Origin of the sequence: Arthrobacter sp. NPDC080031 (assembly GCF_040702485.1) — a bacterium.
In the GTDB taxonomy this organism is placed as follows: domain Bacteria; phylum Actinomycetota; class Actinomycetes; order Actinomycetales; family Micrococcaceae; genus Arthrobacter.
This window is the reverse complement of record NZ_JBFBLA010000036.1, coordinates 15,534-32,156: the sequence shown is the minus strand read 5'-3', so window position 1 is coordinate 32,156 and position 16,623 is coordinate 15,534. Positions and strand designations below refer to the sequence as shown.

16 protein-coding genes are annotated in these 16,623 nt (G+C 64.2%); 1 reads left to right on the top strand and 15 read right to left on the bottom strand.

Annotated elements, in window-relative coordinates:
• Window positions 1-55: 55 nt before the first annotated feature.
• From nrdR to AB0323_RS21945, 3 genes are all read right to left on the bottom strand, one after another.
• Window positions 56-568, bottom strand: a complete 513-nt coding sequence (gene nrdR / locus AB0323_RS21955; protein ID WP_364538211.1) for a transcriptional regulator NrdR — start codon at window positions 566-568, stop codon at window positions 56-58.
• 165 nt (window positions 569-733) lie between these two features.
• Window positions 734-2,107: a histidinol dehydrogenase gene (gene hisD, locus AB0323_RS21950; protein ID WP_366179223.1), complete on the bottom strand. Its 1,374-nt coding sequence runs from the start codon at window positions 2,105-2,107 to the stop codon at window positions 734-736.
• Between the two features lie 9 nt (window positions 2,108-2,116).
• Window positions 2,117-2,662, bottom strand: coding sequence for a hypothetical protein (locus tag AB0323_RS21945; protein ID WP_366179222.1), 546 nt, complete (start codon window positions 2,660-2,662; stop codon window positions 2,117-2,119).
• Between the two features lie 116 nt (window positions 2,663-2,778).
• Here AB0323_RS21945 and AB0323_RS21940 point away from each other — a divergent pair, with 116 nt between their 5' ends.
• Window positions 2,779-3,279, top strand: a complete 501-nt coding sequence (locus AB0323_RS21940) for a flavin reductase family protein (protein WP_364538205.1) — start codon at window positions 2,779-2,781, stop codon at window positions 3,277-3,279.
• 22 nt (window positions 3,280-3,301) lie between these two features.
• Here AB0323_RS21940 and dnaE read toward each other — a convergent pair whose 3' ends face one another.
• The 12 genes from dnaE to murG all read right to left on the bottom strand — a co-directional run bounded on the left by dnaE (window position 3,302) and on the right by murG (window position 16,622).
• Window positions 3,302-6,859 (bottom strand): DNA polymerase III subunit alpha, encoded by a 3,558-nt coding sequence (gene dnaE, locus AB0323_RS21935; RefSeq protein ID WP_366179221.1) that lies wholly within the window; start codon window positions 6,857-6,859, stop codon window positions 3,302-3,304.
• 60 nt (window positions 6,860-6,919) lie between these two features.
• Window positions 6,920-7,846 (bottom strand): RluA family pseudouridine synthase, encoded by a 927-nt coding sequence (locus AB0323_RS21930; RefSeq protein WP_364538201.1) that lies wholly within the window; start codon window positions 7,844-7,846, stop codon window positions 6,920-6,922.
• A complete protein-coding gene (lspA, locus tag AB0323_RS21925; RefSeq protein ID WP_366179220.1) occupies window positions 7,839-8,441 on the bottom strand; it encodes a signal peptidase II in 603 nt (200 codons plus the stop codon). The genes AB0323_RS21930 and lspA overlap by 8 nt, the downstream gene beginning before the upstream one ends.
• 93 nt (window positions 8,442-8,534) lie before the next feature.
• Window positions 8,535-9,212 carry a DivIVA domain-containing protein gene (locus AB0323_RS21920; protein ID WP_366179219.1) on the bottom strand — a complete coding sequence of 226 codons (678 nt, stop codon included), beginning with the start codon at window positions 9,210-9,212 and terminating at the stop codon, window positions 8,535-8,537.
• A 166-nt stretch (window positions 9,213-9,378) separates the two neighbouring features.
• On the bottom strand, window positions 9,379-9,666 hold the full coding sequence (locus AB0323_RS21915) for a YggT family protein (protein ID WP_284983860.1): 288 nt from the start codon (window positions 9,664-9,666) through the stop codon (window positions 9,379-9,381).
• A 103-nt stretch (window positions 9,667-9,769) separates the two neighbouring features.
• Complete coding sequence (sepF, locus tag AB0323_RS21910; protein WP_366179218.1) at window positions 9,770-10,300, bottom strand: cell division protein SepF; 531 nt, start codon at window positions 10,298-10,300, stop codon at window positions 9,770-9,772.
• Window positions 10,301-10,388: 88 nt separating this feature from the next.
• Window positions 10,389-11,138 (bottom strand): YggS family pyridoxal phosphate-dependent enzyme, encoded by a 750-nt coding sequence (locus AB0323_RS21905; protein ID WP_366179217.1) that lies wholly within the window; start codon window positions 11,136-11,138, stop codon window positions 10,389-10,391.
• The gene (locus AB0323_RS21900) at window positions 11,131-11,826 is read right to left on the bottom strand and encodes a polyphenol oxidase family protein (RefSeq protein ID WP_366179216.1); all 696 of its coding nucleotides are present in this window, start codon (window positions 11,824-11,826) and stop codon (window positions 11,131-11,133) included. Before AB0323_RS21900 ends, AB0323_RS21905 begins: the two co-directional genes overlap by 8 nt.
• 39 nt (window positions 11,827-11,865) lie before the next feature.
• A complete protein-coding gene (gene ftsZ, locus AB0323_RS21895) occupies window positions 11,866-13,098 on the bottom strand; it encodes a cell division protein FtsZ (RefSeq protein WP_366179215.1) in 1,233 nt (410 codons plus the stop codon).
• 215 nt (window positions 13,099-13,313) lie between these two features.
• Entirely contained in the window at window positions 13,314-14,153 is an 840-nt protein-coding gene (locus tag AB0323_RS21890) for a cell division protein FtsQ/DivIB (RefSeq protein WP_366179214.1), read from the bottom strand.
• Window positions 14,146-15,519, bottom strand: coding sequence for a UDP-N-acetylmuramate--L-alanine ligase (gene murC / locus AB0323_RS21885; RefSeq protein ID WP_366179213.1), 1,374 nt, complete (start codon window positions 15,517-15,519; stop codon window positions 14,146-14,148). The genes AB0323_RS21890 and murC overlap by 8 nt, the downstream gene beginning before the upstream one ends.
• On the bottom strand, window positions 15,516-16,622 hold the full coding sequence (murG, locus tag AB0323_RS21880) for an undecaprenyldiphospho-muramoylpentapeptide beta-N-acetylglucosaminyltransferase (protein ID WP_366179212.1): 1,107 nt from the start codon (window positions 16,620-16,622) through the stop codon (window positions 15,516-15,518). Before murG ends, murC begins: the two co-directional genes overlap by 4 nt.
• Window position 16,623: the final 1 nt, after the last annotated feature.

Genomic DNA, 16,623 nt, shown 5'->3' with positions numbered 1-16,623 from the left:
TTCCGGATGGACGACGGCGTGCCCGCGGGTGCGCCGTCGTCTGCCACCGCCGGAGCTAAATAGGGCTCTTCTCGGAGCTCTTGCCCTTGGCGCCCTTTGCTGCACTTTCGGCCGCTGCGCTTTCGGCTTCGTGGCGAAGCAGCGAAATGGCCGACTCGAAGTCCTCAAGCGATTCGAAGGCCTGGTAGACGCTGGCAAACCGCAAGTAGGCGACTTCGTCCAGTTTCTGGAGTGGTCCAAGGATGGCCAGGCCGACCTCGTGGGCGTCGATTTCCGCCGCACCTGAAGAGCGGATGTTTTCCTCGACTTCCTGGGCCAGCATCGCAAGGTCGTCCTCAGTCACGGGACGCCCCTGGCAGGCCTTGCGAACGCCGTTGATGATCTTGATCCGGCTGAAGGGTTCGCCCACGCCTGAACGCTTGATGACGGAAAGGCTGGTGGTCTCCACGGTAGTGAAACGGCGCCCGCATTCGGGGCACTGGCGCCGCCGGCGGATGGCCGAGCCGTCGTCGGCCATCCGGCTGTCCACAACGCGTGAGTCGGGGTTCCGGCAGAACGGACAATACACGCTGGGCCTCCCCTGTTCGGTTCCGACCCCTGTCCTTGCGGCCTCGGCCGGGAACGCAAAAGGTGCCGGAAGTTTGACTTCCGGCACCAGTTTACGGCTACATAAGGCCTAATGACAAGACTGTAATTACTATATGTAGTGGTTGTGACCCATACATGTAGTGGTTCAGGTCTCCGCGAAACGAATCTTGACGGCGTCGCCGTGGCCGGGAAGGTCTTCGGCATCGGCGAGGCTCACGATGTGCCTGCTGACCTGTTCCAAGGCGGCCTTGTCGTAGTTGATCACCTGGACCGCGCGCAGGAATGTTGTCACGTTCAGTCCGGAAGAGAAGGCTGCGGTACCGCTCGTGGGCAATACGTGGTTGGAGCCTGCGCAGTAGTCTCCGAGGCTGACCGGGCTGTAGTCTCCCACGAATATCGCGCCCGCGTTGCGGATCCTTGCGGCGACCGCGGCTGCGGCCTCCGTCATGATTTCCAGGTGCTCTGCCGCGTACGCATCGCAGACCGCGATGCCCTGCTCGATATCGTCCACCAGCACCACGCCTGACTGCGGGCCCGACAATGCCGTGGTGACCCGCTCGCCGTGCTTCGTGGTTCCTGCCTGGACCGCGAGTTCCCGTTGCACGGCCGTGGCGAGTTCCTCGGAGTCGGTGATCAGGACAGATGCCGCCTTGGGGTCGTGCTCTGCCTGGCTGATGAGGTCCGCGGCCACGAGCGCAGGGCGGGCGGAAGCATCAGCCAGGATGGCGATCTCGGTGGTGCCGGCCTCGGAGTCGATCCCCACGACGCCTTTCACAAGCCGCTTGGCGGTGGCCACGAAGATGTTTCCGGGGCCGGTCACAACGTCCACGGGCTCGATGGGCTGATCATCGCCGGCCCCGGGGATGCCGTAGGCAAAGGAAACAATCGCCTGCGCACCTCCGATGGCATAGACCTCGTCGATCCCGAGCAAAGCGGCTGCGGCCAGGATGGTGGGGTGGGGCAAGCCGCCGAAGTCCTTCTGGGGCGGGGAAGCCAAAGCGATCGATGCGACCCCGGCAGCCAGCGCCGGAACAACATTCATGATCACCGAGGACGGGTAGACGGCCAGGCCCCCGGGAACATACAGTCCCACGCGGCCCACGGGTACCCAGTTCTGGCTGACGACGGCGCCGTCCCCCAGTTCCACATCGACGTTCGCGGGCCGTTGGCCATCGGCAAAGCGCCGGGCACGGCTGATGGATTCCTCCAGTGCCGCGCGGACTGACGGGTCCAGGTTTTCAAGGGCTTCGGCAAGTGCGGTGGCGGGCACGCGGGGGTGGGACTGTTCCACGCCGTCGAACGCCAACGCGAACTCCCCAAGCGCCTCGAAGCCGCGCGAACGGACGGCCGCCATGATGTCCAGGACTTTTTGCTCTGCGTCCGCCATGGTCTGATGCTTCGCCCGGGGCACCACGGCGCGCAGTTCCGCCAAGGTCAGGGACCGTCCGCGCAAGTCAATGCGACGGAAGTCCAGGGACTGGGCGGCGGTTTCGGCAGGATTCTCCGGAGAAATGGTCACCAGATCATTTTACGGGGCGAGCGGCGGTGCCTCCGGCTGCTTTCCCATCAAGCTGAAAAGAGTCAGGAGGAATGTCACAAGGGCCGTCGACCCCGGCCACAGCAGGAGTGCCGTCGCCGCCCGCAAGGTGAAGCCTTCACTTCCGTTTGCGGCCGGACCCCACCACTGTGCGGCCAGCAACCCTGTCTGCCAGGCCACCAAAGCCCCTGCCGCTCCACCAAGGACTGCCAGGAACGTGCGGATGCCGTGTCCCGGCTTCCGGACCTTGCTATCGAGCAGGACCGCCGTGAAGCAGCCGGAAAGCAGCAGAAGCGCGGCCAGGACCAAGTCCCTCGGAAGCCGCCCGGCCGAGGCTGCGGGATCGGCGAGGGCAGGTTTTCCGGAGATCACGTTGAGGCCGCCCGGGGCCAGCAGCCACCATGCGAGACCCAGCCCGATGCCCGAGGCTGCAGGCACGGCGAGCCACAGCCACCATGTGCGGGCCCGCGTGCCCATGTCCGGGTCCGTGTCCCTCGTGGGACCGGAGTCGAGAAGGTTCGATGTCGGCTTGGTCATGACACAAACATTAACAAACGTTTCTGGACGCTCAACGAGCAAGCGTCCGGGCGAGCAGCGGAATACGCTGAATCCACCAGCGTTATTACCAATAGCTCACGCAGGAGATCGGTAAAGTGGCTTCGGACAATCCGGCTTTTGAAGCAACCTTCAAGCAAATGTTCCGCCGGCATGCCGCCGGCGTGGCCATCATCACTGCCGACCTCCACGGCAAGCCTTTCGGCTTCACTGCGACCTCCGTGGCTTCCCTGTCCGCGGAGCCGCCACGCTTCACGTTCAACATGTCCCGCAGCTCCAGTTCCTGGCCCGCAGTGGCGAATTCGACATATATCGGCCTGCACATGCTCGGCCTTGAGAACCAGGCCCTCGCTGACCGCTTCGCCCGCACCCAGGAACGGTTTGAGGGCGACCACTGGGAACCGGGCCCGTTCGATGTCCCCATCCTCAAGAACGTCGCCGGCTGGTTGATCGGCAAGATCCAGATGCGCCTGTCTTTCGAAAACAACGCGATCGTCGTGGTGGAGGTAGTCGACGGACTGGTCGGCGAGGACGATACTCCCCTGCTTTACCATTCCGGCTCGTACGGCCAGCCCGTCCCGCTTGACTATGAGATCTAGTTAGCTGTCCCGGGAGATCTAGTTAGCTGTCCAGGCAGGTCGGGCCGAGAAGTACCTTGAGGTCACCGAAAAGTGATGGAGTGGGATTCACGCGCATGTGCACGGGCAGGCCCATGACCTCGACCTTGGAGTCGCCCTGCAAGTGGAGCCTGACCTCGGAATTTCCCCGGTGGGTGGTCAAAACATCGCGAAGATCAGTCACGACGGCCTCGGTTGCCTTGTAGGTGGGCATCGTGATGACGAGGGGACCGTTGGTGCTTTCGCTCAGGTCCGGAACCGAGAGCTCCATGCAGTTCAAGGTGACCGCACCGTCGTCGCGCCGCTGCAGGCGGCCCTTGACCACCACGATCAGGTCCTCCGCGAGGACCGAAGCGATGGGGCCGTAGACCTGGCCGAAGAACATGACCTCGATGGAACCGCCCAGGTCTTCGATCTCCGCCCGGGCGTAGGCGTTGCCGCTTGCCTTGGCGATCCTGCGGCTGAGCGAGGTGATCATGCCCGCAATGGTGACGATGGCGCCGTCGTGCGGTCCGTCTTCTCCCAGGATCGACGTGATCGACTGCTCGGCATGCTGGCTCAGCACGCCCTCAAGCCCTTGCAAGGGGTGGTCCGAGACATAGAGTCCAAGCATGTCCCGTTCGAAGGCGAGCTTGTCTTTCTTCTCCCATTCGGGCAGGTCCGGGATCTCCGTGCTGAGTGAGGCCTGCGGCTCCTGGTCCTCGAATCCGGCGAAAAGATCGAACTGGCCGATCGCCTCATTGCGTTTGAGGGTGATGACGGAGTCGATCGCTTCTTCGTGGACCATGGCCAACGCCCGGCGGTGATGGCCGAGGGAGTCGAACGCCCCTGCCTTGATGAGGGACTCGATGGTGCGCTTGTTGCAGACGACCGCCGGAACCTTCATGAGGAAGTCCTTGAAGGAGGTGTAGGCACCCTCGCTCGCCCGGGCCGCCACCATGGCTTCCACCACGTTGACGCCAACGTTGCGGATGGCCCCCATTCCGAAGCGGATATCGGATCCGACCGGGGTGAAGTTGAGGCTTGACTCGTTGACGTCCGGCGGCAGGACAGTAATGCCCATGCGGCGGCATTCGTTGAGGTAGATCGCCGATTTGTCCTTGTCGTCGCCCACGGAAGTGAGCAGGGCGGCCATGTATTCGGGAGCGTAGTGGGCCTTGAGGTAGGCAGTCCAGTAGGAGATGACTCCGTACGCGGCGGAGTGCGCCTTGTTGAAGGCGTAGTCGGAGAACGGGAGCAAGATGTCCCACAAGGTCTTGACGGCATCCATGGAGTAGCCGTTGTCCTGCATGCCTTGGGAGAAGCCGGCGAACTGCTTGTCCAGTTCTGATTTCTTCTTCTTGCCCATGGCCCGGCGCAGGATGTCGGCTTGACCCAGCGAGTAGCCGGCCAGCTTCTGCGCCACGGCCATGACCTGCTCCTGGTACACGATGAGGCCGTACGTTCCGCCGAGGATTTCGGCGAGCGGTTCCTCGAGCTCCGGGTGGATCGGGATGACCTCTTGGATCTTGTTTTTGCGCAGCGCGTAGTCCGTGTGCGCGTTGGCGCCCATGGGACCTGGCCGGTACAGCGCCAACACGGCGGAGATGTCTTCGAAGTTGTCAGGCTTCATGAGCTTGAGCAGCGAGCGCATGGGCCCGCCGTCGAGCTGGAAGACGCCCAAGGTGTCCCCGCGCGCCAGCAGCTCGTACGACGCCGTGTCGTCCAGCGCCAAATGCTCAAGATCGAGGTCGATGCCTCGGTTCATCTTGATGTTCTCCAGGGCGTCGGAAATGATCGTCAGGTTCCTCAGGCCGAGGAAGTCCATCTTGATCAGGCCGAGGCCTTCGGACGTCGGGTAGTCGAACTGCGTGATGACCTGGCCGTCCTGGATGCGGCGCATGACGGGAATGACGTCGATGATGGGGTCCGAAGACATGATGACACCGGCGGCATGCACGCCCCACTGCCGCTTCAGCCCTTCAATGCCCAGCGCGGTCTCGAAGACCTTGGCGGCCTCCGGGTCGGTGCTGATCAGCTGGCGGAAGTCTCCGGCCTCGCCGTAGCGCTTGGCCTCCGGGTTCTGGATGTCCGACAGGGGGATGTCCTTGGCCATCACGGCCGGCGGCAGGGCCTTGGTGAGCTGTTCACCCATGCTGAACGGGTAGCCGAGCACGCGGGAGGAGTCCTTGAGCGCCTGCTTGGTCTTGATGGTGCCGTAGGTGACGATCATGGCCACGCGCTCGTCGCCGTACTTCCGGGTGACGTAGTCGATGACCTCGGAGCGGCGACGATCATCGAAGTCGACGTCGAAGTCGGGCATGGACACACGGTCCGGGTTGAGGAAGCGCTCGAAAATCAGGCCGTGTTCGAGCGGGTCGAGGTCGGTGATGCGCATGGCGTAAGCCACCATGGAGCCCGCACCCGAACCACGCCCCGGGCCTACCCTGATCCCGTTGTTCTTGGCCCAGTTGATGAAGTCGGCCACCACCAGGAAGTATCCGGGGAAGCCCATGGATGTGATGACGTCAAGCTCGTAGTCGGCTTGCTTGCGCACCTTGTCCGGGACGCCGTTAGGGTAGCGGTAATCGAGTCCCGCGGCTACTTCCTTGACGAGCCAGGAGGTCTCGTCCTCGCCGGGAGGGCAGGGGAACCGCGGCATGTAGTTCGCGCCCGTGTTGAAGGACACGTCGCAACGCTCTGCGATCAGCAAGGTGTTGTCGCAGGCTTCGGGATGGTCGCGGAACAGCTCGCGCATCTCCTGCGGGGACTTCAGGTAGTAGCCGCTGCCGGAGAAGGCGAATCGGGAGCCGCCGTTGTCATAGGTGGGCTCGAGCAGGGTGGAGCCCGACTGGATCGCCAACAAGGCCTCATGGGCCTTCGCGTCATGCTCATGCGTGTAGTGGAGGTCGTTGGTGGCCACCAGGGGAAGCTTCAGCTCCTTGGCCAAACGCAGCAGATCGCCGGTGACCCGCCGCTCGATGTCCAGGCCGTGGTCCATGAGTTCGCAGAAGTAGTTTTCCGCTCCGAAGATGTCGCGGAACTCGGAAGCCGCAGCCAGTGCCTCGCGGTATTGCCCGAGCCGAAGGCGGGTCTGGATTTCACCGGAAGGGCACCCGGTGGTGGCGATCAGGCCTTCGGAATAGGTGTTCAGCAGCTCCCGGTCCAAGCGGGGCCATTTGCCGAATACCGAGTCGAGGGAAGCAATCGAGGATGCCCGGAACAGATTGCGCATGCCGACGTTGTTGTAGCTCAACAGCGTCATATGGGTGTAGGAACCACCACCTGAGACGTCATCCTTGCGCTGGCTCTCGTCGCCCCACCGGACGCGTTCCTTGTCGCCGCGCGCCGTGCCCGGCGTGACATAGGCTTCGACGCCGATGATCGGCTTGATGCCTTTGTCCGTGGCCTTCTTCCAGAAATCGAAGGCACCGAACAGGTATCCATGGTCCGTGGTGGCCAACGCGGGCATTCCCAGCCGCTCGGTCTCGTCGAACAACTCGGTGAGACGGGCTGCTCCATCCAGCATGGAGTATTCGGTGTGGGTGTGCAGATGGACGAACGAGTCATTGCTGGAAGTCACCACGACAGTCTACCGGCAGGGCCCGCGCAGTTGCAGTGGCGCGCTGGAGGCGTGGATCCCCTAAGCGTTGCCGCTTTCAAGAAGTTCCAGCGCATACTGCAGGTCCGCCGGGTACTGGCTGGTGACTTCCACCCATTCGCCGGTCCGGGGGTGGTTGAAGCCAAGCCGCCGCGCGTGCAGCCACTGCCGGGTCAGTCCCAGGTTGGCAGCCAGGCGCGGGTCCGCCCCGTAGGTCAGATCGCCCGCACAGGGGTGCCTGAGGGCCGAGAAATGAACCCGGATCTGGTGTGTCCTGCCTGTCTCGAGGTGGATTTCCACGAGGGTCGCCTTGCCGTAGGCCTCGAGGACTTCGTAGTGCGTTACAGAGGGACGGCCATCCTCGATCACCGCGAAACGCCAATCATGCCCCGGGTGGCGCCCGATGGGCGCGTCTATGGTGCCCTCCAAGGGATCCGGCAGGCCCTGGACCACTGCGTGGTACACCTTGTCCACTGTGCGTTCCTTGAAGGCCCGCTTGAGTACCGTGTAGGCCTGCTCGCTCTTGGCCACGACCATGACGCCGGAGGTTCCGACGTCGAGACGGTGGACGATGCCGGCACGTTCAGGCGCGCCGGACGTTGAGATCCGGTATCCCGCGCCGGCAAGGCCACCCACCACGGTAGGGCCGACCCAACCCGGAGACGGGTGCGCCGCCACGCCTACGGGCTTGTCGATGACGACAAAGTCGTCATCGTCCAACAGGATATTCAGGCCTTCCACGACTTCCTCCACGACTTCCAAGGGATCCCTGCGTTCGGGAACGGTGACTTCCAGCACGGACCCGGCAACGAGTTTCGCCGATTTACCCACTGGGTTCGCGGCGATGGTGACGTTGCCCTCGGCGATCAGCAATGCGGCGGCGGAGCGGGAGACGTCCATCAGTTTCGCCAAGCCCGCGTCGGCCCTGGCCCCGCCCAGCTCTTCGGGCACCACGAATTGCTCAGACATCGCCCGGATCCCCGTCCTCCGGCGTGGCGGCCTTGGCCGGCGCGGAACCGGCGGAGTGGTGGCGGGAGCCGTCGAGGCCGATCCCCCGCAAGGTCAGCAGGCAGATGATCACGACGCTGGAAACCACCGCCGAGTCTGCGATGTTGAAAATAGCGAAGTTGGGCAACTGGATGAAGTCCACCACGTGGCCCATGGCGAAGGAAGGTTCGCGGAAGAGGCGGTCCGTGAGGTTTCCTAGTGCGCCGCCCAGCAGCAGGCCGAGTGCCAGCGACCACCAGACCGAGCCCAATCGACGCACTTGGAACAGGATCACCACTGAAACGGCCGCCATGACGATCGTGAAGACCCAGGTGACGTTTTCACCGATGGAGAACGCAGCGCCCGAGTTCCGGATGTAGTACCAGTGCAGGAGCGGAGGAAGGACAGGGATCCGCTCGCCTTCGACCATGGTGCTGGTGACCCAGAGTTTGGTCAGTTGGTCGAAGGCGTACGCGAACGCGGCGAAGCCTGCAAAGACCCAAAGCAGTGCGGGACGCCACGTGTGGGCTTTGATGCGGACCGGCTCCGTGGTGCCGTCAGTTTGTTCGTCGCTCATAGTACTTTCATTCGGTAACCGTTGCTTCTGGCGCCTTAACAGGCGAAAGCCGGCGGCCGAGGAATCCCCAGCCACCGGCTTTCAGAATACTTGCTAGACCTCTGCGGCGGCTTCGCCGACCTCAGGAGCCGCAACTGAGCCGCGGGCATCCAGGTCACGCAGCTGGCCTTCGATGTAGGCCTTCAGGCGGGCGCGGTAGTCGCGCTCGAAGCCGCGGAGCTGCTCGACCTTGCGTTCGAGAACGCTGCGCTGCTGCTCAAGGGCACCGAGGATCTTGCGGGACTTGTCCTGCGCGTCGTTGACGAGGGTGGAGGCTTCGATCTGTGCCTCGGCAATGATCTTTTCCTTCTGCTGCTCACCATCGGCCACGTGCTTGTCGTGCATCTGCTGGGCCATGGCGAGGAGGCCGGCTGCGGACTCGGCGGACGGAGAGCCGGCCGAAGGTGCGGACGGAGCGGCGGCAACGGCCGGCTCCTTCCTCTTCTCGGCTTCGGCAGCTTTCGCTTCGGCTTCTGCCTTGGCCTGCGCGTCCTTGTCAGCCTTCCCCGGGGCGGGCACCTTCTCGACCACGGGTGCCGATGCTGCGTTGGCAGGGACCGGGTTTCCGCTTTCGCTGAGCTTCTTGCGCAGCTCGTCGTTCTCTTGGTTCAAGCGCCTCAGCTCGACGACGATTTCGTCGAGAAAGTCGTCGACCTCGTCCTGGTCGTAGCCTTCGCGGAACTTGGTCGGCTGAAAGCGCTTGTTGACAACGTCTTCTGGCGTCAAAGCCATCTGGTCACCTCGTTGGTCTAGTTAGTCAGTAGGCCTTCCGGCCGTTCAAAACTACGGTACCTAAATATCATCTGATTCCCCCAATTCAACACCATCGTGTTGGGTCGGAGGATTGCAGCCCGCCAGCCGAAGAAAACAGATCGACGGCAAGCGGCCTGCGGAAAAGCTACGCCAGCGTGTAGACGAATCCCATCGCGATGCTGACGACAATAAACACGATCAGAAAGGCCAGGTCAAGGGATACCCCGCCAAGCTGCAGTGGTGGAATCAGCCGGCGGATCCTTTTCAAGGGCGGATCAGTCACGGAATACACCACGTGCGCGGCCACCAAGGCAGCGCCGCGGGGGCGCCACTGGCGCGCGAACATCTGCACCAGGTCGAAGACGAGCCTGATGATGAGGGTGACCAGGAACAGCAGCAATGCAATGTACAAAAGGCCGAAAACTATGCCCACGGGTTAGCTCAGATCTCCTAGTTCGCCACTTTTCTCGGTCAGTCCCTCTATTGCAACACAGATGCCAGGCAGATCGCTCTGCCTGGCATCCTTGGTGACTGTGCTAGCTCTGGTTGAAGAACGTTGCTTGGGCTTCGCTGACCTTCTTGTCGTCGCCCAGGACTTCCACGTACGACGGCGACAACAGGAAAACCTTGCTGGTGACGCGTTCAATGCTGCCATGGAGTCCGAAGACCAACCCGGCGGAAAAGTCGACGAGGCGCTTGGCGTCTCCCTCGCCCATGTCGGTGACGTTCATGATCACGGGGATGCCGTCCCGGAAACTTTCGCCGATGACTTTGGCGTCGTTGTAGGAGCGGGGATGGACGGTGGTGATCTGCCTCAGTCCGGAGGCGTCTTCGCGGCTTGATGCCGCACGCTTGATAGGTGTCACGGGTGCGCGGTATTCCTCTTCGGCGACAGGGGGGACTTCACGGACTACTTCACGTACAGGTGCAGCGACGCGGCGCTCTTCACGATTGTGGTCGACAGACCGTTCCTCGTCCGTGTGCTGCACGTGCTGCTCAGACTCGTAGTGTTCATCGCCATCGGCGAGCCCAAGATAAACCATTGTCTTGCGCAGTGCGCCAGCCATGCTGGACTCCTATCGTGTCTGCAGTAGGCGGGCCGCCCATGACTTGACATCGCTGAAATCCCGGCCCGTCGCTTCCAATACTTTGACGCTACCCCACCCGCGGACGCGAACCGAGAATATCCGAGCCTATCCGCAGGTGTGTCGCGCCAAATTGAACGGCGGCTTCGAGGTCCTGGCTCATCCCCGCGGATATCCCCGCGGCATCCGGATGCAGTCTGCGCAGATCCCGCGATATGGCGGCGAGTTTTTCGAATGCTTCCTCCGGGGGCGCGCCGAGCGGCGCGACGGCCATCACGCCGGCCAGGCGCAGTCCGGTGGCGGAAGCAATGGATTCGGCGAGGCGCTCGACGTCGGACGGAGCGGCACCGCCGCGGTGGGCGCCGGCGTCGTGCTCAAGACTGACCTGGATGTAGCAGTCGAGGTCCGGCCTGCCGGACTCGGACTGTTGCCGGGCAACAGCCTTGGCGAGGGCCTCGGCGAGTTGCGGACGGTCGATCGAATGCACGGAAAACGCGTACTTCGCCACGGACTTGGCCTTGTTGCTTTGCAGTTGACCGATGAAGTGCCAACGCACCGGGAGTCCGGCGAGCTCGGCGGACTTCGCGGCCGCTTCCTGGTCGCGGTTCTCACCGACGTCCGTCACGCCGAGCGCCGCCAGCCGGGCGACGTCCGCTGCGGGATGGAACTTGCTGACGACTATCAGTTGCGGCTCTTCGCTTCGCCCCGCCGCCACGGTTGCCGCCGAAATCCGCTGGCGGACCGCGGCGAGCCGTTCGCGCAGCTCGGCCGTCCGAGGATCGCCTTCAGCGCTTTCCGCTGTGGGGAAATTCTCACTCATGCGTCCACGCCAAACCTGCGAAGCGGCCTGTGTGCTGGTTGCGCCTGTAAGAGTAGAGCCGGGGGGTCTCCAGCGTGCACTCCCCCGAGTACTCGATCGTGACGTCGAGGGCTTTCAGCTGGGCACGCACACCGGCGGGCAGATCCAGAGCGGGCGTACCCCATGAGGTTGTTGACCAGGTTTCAGGGACCACGGCGGCTACGTCCGCCCGCAACTGTTCGGGAACTTCGTAGCATTGACCGCAGATGGAAGGGCCCACCCATGCGCTGATGGTCGCCGCACCGTGGTTTCGCATGTTCGCCACTGTGACCGAAACGATGTCCGCTGCGACGCCGGGCCGGCCTGCATGGACCACGGCAAGGACCGGATCGATTTCTTCCGGCACTTCGCCCAACAGCACGACCGGGACGCAGTCGGCCACCATGACGGCGAGAGGCTGTCCCCTCGACACCATGGCGTCAGCGGTTGGCCCGTCGCCGTGCGCGGCGATGAATTCAACGGCTTTTCCGTGGACCTGGTTCATGTACTGGAAATGCCGTTCGCCAAGCCCCGCTGCTGCTTCCAGCCGGGCCCGGCGCGCCATGACATCGTCAGGATTGTCCGCTACGTGCAGTGCAAGGTTGCCCGCATGGTCATCGGAGAAGGCGACCGAAATTCCGGGCCGCACTTCTTTTTGCCACCAAAACACTACTGGCTGACTCTCCTGGGTGGGTCTGAACGGAACGGGCTACTTCAGGAAGTCCGGAACATCGAGGTCGTCGGTGCGGCTTCCCGAAAGGTCCGGTTCGACGACGGCGGGAAGGTCGACGTCGAAGCCGGAGTCGGCCGGCAAAGCCGATGGGCGCTGCTGGCCCCAGTTGCTCAGGCCGGAAGCGCCGACGCCAGCGGCGACGTGCTGCGGCGCGGAGTAGGCCGGGGCAGCCGAAGGCGCGGCGGGGCGGTCCGGGGCCGCAGGGGCCTGGTGCTGACCTGGCTGCTGGGAAACGGACTGGTTCATCGACGGCGACGTGGCCTTGACGTCGTCAAAACCGGCGGCGATGACCGTGACGCGTGCTTCGTCACCCAGGGCGTCGTCAATGACGGCACCGAAGATGATGTTGGCTTCGGGGTGGGCCACTTCCTGCACGAGCCTGGCGGCTTCGTTGATTTCGAACAGGCCAAGGTCCGAACCGCCCTGGATGGAGAGCAGGACGCCGTGGGCGCCATCGATCGACGCTTCCAGCAGCGGTGAGGCGATGGCGAGCTCTGCGGCCTTGACGGCGCGGTCTTCGCCTCGGGCCGAGCCGATACCCATCAGAGCGGAGCCTGCACCCTGCATGACCGACTTGACGTCGGCGAAGTCGAGGTTGATCAGGCCGGGGGTGGTGATGAGGTCCGTGATGCCCTGGACACCGGAGAGGAGCACTTGGTCAGCGGAACGGAAAGCGTCCAGGACGGAGACGTTACGGTCGCTGATGGACAGGAGGCGGTCGTTGGGAATGACGATGAGGGTGTCGACTTCATCGCGCAGGGCGTCGATTCCAGCCTCGGCGGAACCGGCGCGCCGGCGGCCTTCGAAGGTGAAGGGCCGCGTGACGACACCGATGGTCAGGGCGCCGAGCGAGCGTGCGATCCGGGCCACGACGGGGGCGCCGCCGGTTCCGGTGCCGCCGCCTTCGCCTGCGGTGACGAAGACCATGTCGGCTCCGCGGATGACCTCTTCGATCTCATCGGCGTGGTCCTCGGCGGCCTGGCGTCCGACGTCGGGATTGGCGCCGGCTCCCAGACCGCGGGTGAGCTCGCGTCCGACGTCAAGCTTGACGTCCGCATCGCTCATGAGGAGAGCCTGGGCATCGGTGTTGATGGCGATGAACTCGACGCCGCGAAGGCCGACTTCGATCATTCGGTTAACTGCATTCACGCCACCGCCGCCGATGCCGACGACCTTGATGACGGCCAAGTAATTCTGCGGTGCTGCCACGTTTCGTGCCCCTTGCTTGTGTCCTATAGCGAAACAGATCGAGTCCAACTTGAATCCTTGGACCTTAACCCTCTAGTTGAAGGTTATAGTTATGTCAAGTAACTCTTAAGTGACCGTATGGGCTATGAATCCGACATTCAATGACCGCCTCCGCGTGTCGTGTGAAAGTCCGAAAAATAGCCCCGTACACCGGCGAAGTTACTTCGTGGAATGGCCTATTTGGTAAACGGGTGCCTCGGTGCGCTGACATCGTAGACATTCACCGGAACTTTTGGATTGGCGGGAGCCTTAAGCAACGCCTCAAGGACCCGCGCCTTGAGCTCCTTCTCGTCCGCATTCCCCCACACAACGATTTTGCCGTCCGTGAGCTTGAGCTGGACGGCGTCCGGCGACGAGGCCGACGCGCTGGCCATCTTCGCCAGGACATCCGCCGGCAGCGTCGCAAGAACGGCCGTGATCGCCTTGAAGAGATTCTGATTGGCGCCCAGCCCGTCGATGAGGGGCAAGGCGACCGATGCGGGGTCGGCGGTTGACCCAAGCTGGACGCCGTCGACGTCGACGAGTGAATAGTTGTCGCCGCTCTTGACCAGCGCCACGGGCACCCGCTCCACGACGTGGACCAGAAGTTCCGACGGCGGGCGGGCCTCGGTACTGACGGAACGCACCTGGACGAGGGGCTTGAGCAGCGCGGCGATCTCGGCGTCGTTGATTTGCGGAAGAGGTTTTCCCTTCACCGGTTCGAGGGCCTTCTGGACGCTCGCCGCGGGGAGCAGCTTGGTGCCGTCAACCGTCACCGTGCGCACAGCAAACGCCGGCGAGTAGACCGCCGCAACGATAATTCCCGCGACCAGGGCGACGACGATGGCCAACACCGTGAGCACTGTCCGCCGCTGCTTGCGTCCCTTGGGCTCCGGAAAGGCCAGCACGTTGCTGTCCTTGCCGCTGGCGGCGTCCGACGGACCCCCGACGGGATCGTCGAGGCTGCGTTCAGCACTGATGACTCCGGGCCGGGTGCCGGCCTTCGGCTTGAAAGTGGGCTTCCGGGTATCAGCCACCCAACAGCTCCACGATCCTGGGTCCGTAGGCCGTCACGTCGCCGGCTCCGACGGTCAGCACGATGTCGCCCTCGCGGGCCGCGGAGAGCACCGCGTCCAGCGCCTCCTGGCCGCCGGCCACGAGCCTGCCGCTCTTGAGGCGCCCCGTGATCAAGGCACTCGTGACTCCGGGGATGGGATCCTCGCGGGCAGGGTAGATGTCCAGGACGAGGGCTGTATCCGCCTCGCCAAGCGCCTCCGCAAACTGTTCCGCGAATTCGCGGGTGCGCGAAAACAGGTGCGGCTGGAAGAGCACATGCACCTTGTTGCCGCCTGCCACGGAGCGGGCAGCGGACAAGGCGGCCCGGACCTCCGTGGGGTGGTGGGCGTAGTCGTCGTAGACCCGCACGCCCCTCCCCTGTCCCTTGAACTCGAATCGCCGCGATGCGCCGGTGAAATGGCCGAGGGCAGCCGCGGCGGCCCCGGGCGCCACGCCGAGCTCGACTGCGACGCCGAACGCAGCCGCCGCGTTCAAGGCGTTGTGCCGCCCGGGTACTTTGAGCTCAAGCTGGTATCCCTGTCCGTCGATGGACACCCGGACGTCGCCGGGCCCCCCATCGTGCAGGCGGATGTCGGCGTCCTCCGCGGTGCCGTAGCTCAGCACCCGCGTATTGCCCGCGGCGCGGGTCCGTTCCGCGAGGGCCCGGGCGCCGTCGTCGTCCGCGCAGGCAAAAAGCACGCCGTTGGCGGGCAGCAGTGCCGCGAAACTGTCGAAGGAGGCGTAGACAGCCTCAGGCGTGCCGTAATAGTCCAGGTGGTCTGCCTCGACGTTCGTGACGACGGCAATGAGCGGCCGGTAGTTCAGGAAGGAACCGTCCGATTCATCGGCTTCGGCGACGAAGATGTCCGAGGTGCCGTGCGCCGCGTTGACACCGAGAGCGGGTACGTTGGCGCCGATGGCGAAGGACGGGTCCAGTCCGGCTTCCTTGAGCAACACAGCAACCATTGAGGTGGTCGTCGACTTGCCATGCGTGCCTGCCACGGTCACCACGCGGTCTGTACTCATGGTTGCCGCGAGGGCCTCCGAGCGGTGGAGCACCGGAAGGCCGGCCGCCCGGGCTGCCTCCAACTCCGGATTGTCAGCCCTGATGGCCGAACCCGCAACGACGGTCTGCGCGTCACGAAGGTTTTCCGCGGCGTAGCCAACGGCGATCTGCGCCCCGGCGGACTGGAGGTCCTGCATGACGGGCAGGTCCTTGGCGTCCGAACCGCTCACCGGAACGCCCCTGGCCACCATGATGCGTGCGACGGCAGACATGCCCACGCCCCCGATGCCGATGAAGTGGACCCGGCCGAGGGAATCGACGTCTGCGAGGGGCCGGGTCATTCGCTTACCGCTTCCAAGACGAGATCAGCCATCCGCTGATCAGCATTTCTGATGCCAAGTTCCCTTGCCTTGCTGGCCATCTCCTCGAGGCGGGCCTGATCCGTGAGCAAAGGAATCAACTCGGCTTTGAGCCATTCCGCAGTCAGGGCCCGGTCGTCGACCAAAAGCGCAGCCCCGGCCTTGACCAGCGCGGATGCGTTCATTGCCTGCTCGCCGTTTCCGATGGGCAGCGGGACGAATACCGCGGGGAGCCCGACGGCGGCCACCTCACTGACGGTTGCCGCGCCGGATCGGGCGAGGAGAACGTCGGCGGCCGCGTACACGTTTTCCATGCCGTCGACGTATTCCACCTGGTGGTAGCCGTCGACAGCCAGGGGGGCGCCGTCGTCGTTAGTCACTGCCTTGCCGCGGCCGGTGATGTGCAGCGTCTGGATACCGGCTTCCGCCAAAGCGGCGACAGCACCGGCAATGGTGCGGTTGATGCTCAGCGCGCCGGAAGAGCCGCCCGTCACGATGAGTGCGGGCTTTCCGGCGTCGAGGCCAAGCGACTGCCTGGCATCCGCGCGCCAAGCCGCCCGGTCCAAACCGGCGATGGCCTTGCGCATGGGCATCCCCACGTGGCGGGCGTGCCTTAGCCGGGTCTCGGGGAAGGCCACGCCCACGTGCTTGGTGAACATCGCGCCGACCCGGTTGGCAAGCCCGGCGCGCGTGTTGGCCTCGTGGATGACGATGGGAATCCTGCGACGCCACGCCGCGAGGTACATGGGAGTGCAGACATAGCCGCCGACGCCGAGGAGGACGTCGGCCTGCGCGTCGTCCAGGATGCGCCCGGCTTGTTTGACTGCCGCAGCGAGCCTGCGGGGCAGTTTGAGCAGATCCGCGGAAGGCTTCCGGGGAAAGGGAACCCGGTCGATGGTGGCCAACTCGTAGCCTGCAGCCGGAACGAGGCGCGTTTCCATGCCGTTGGGTGTGCCGACGGCAAGGATCCTGGCATCCGGCCGCAGTGACTTGATGGCATCGGCAATGGCGAGCAAGGGGCTGATGTGTCCGGCGGTCCCGCCGCCGGCGAGGACCACGGAGAGGGGTTTGGGCTGGGAATTCATG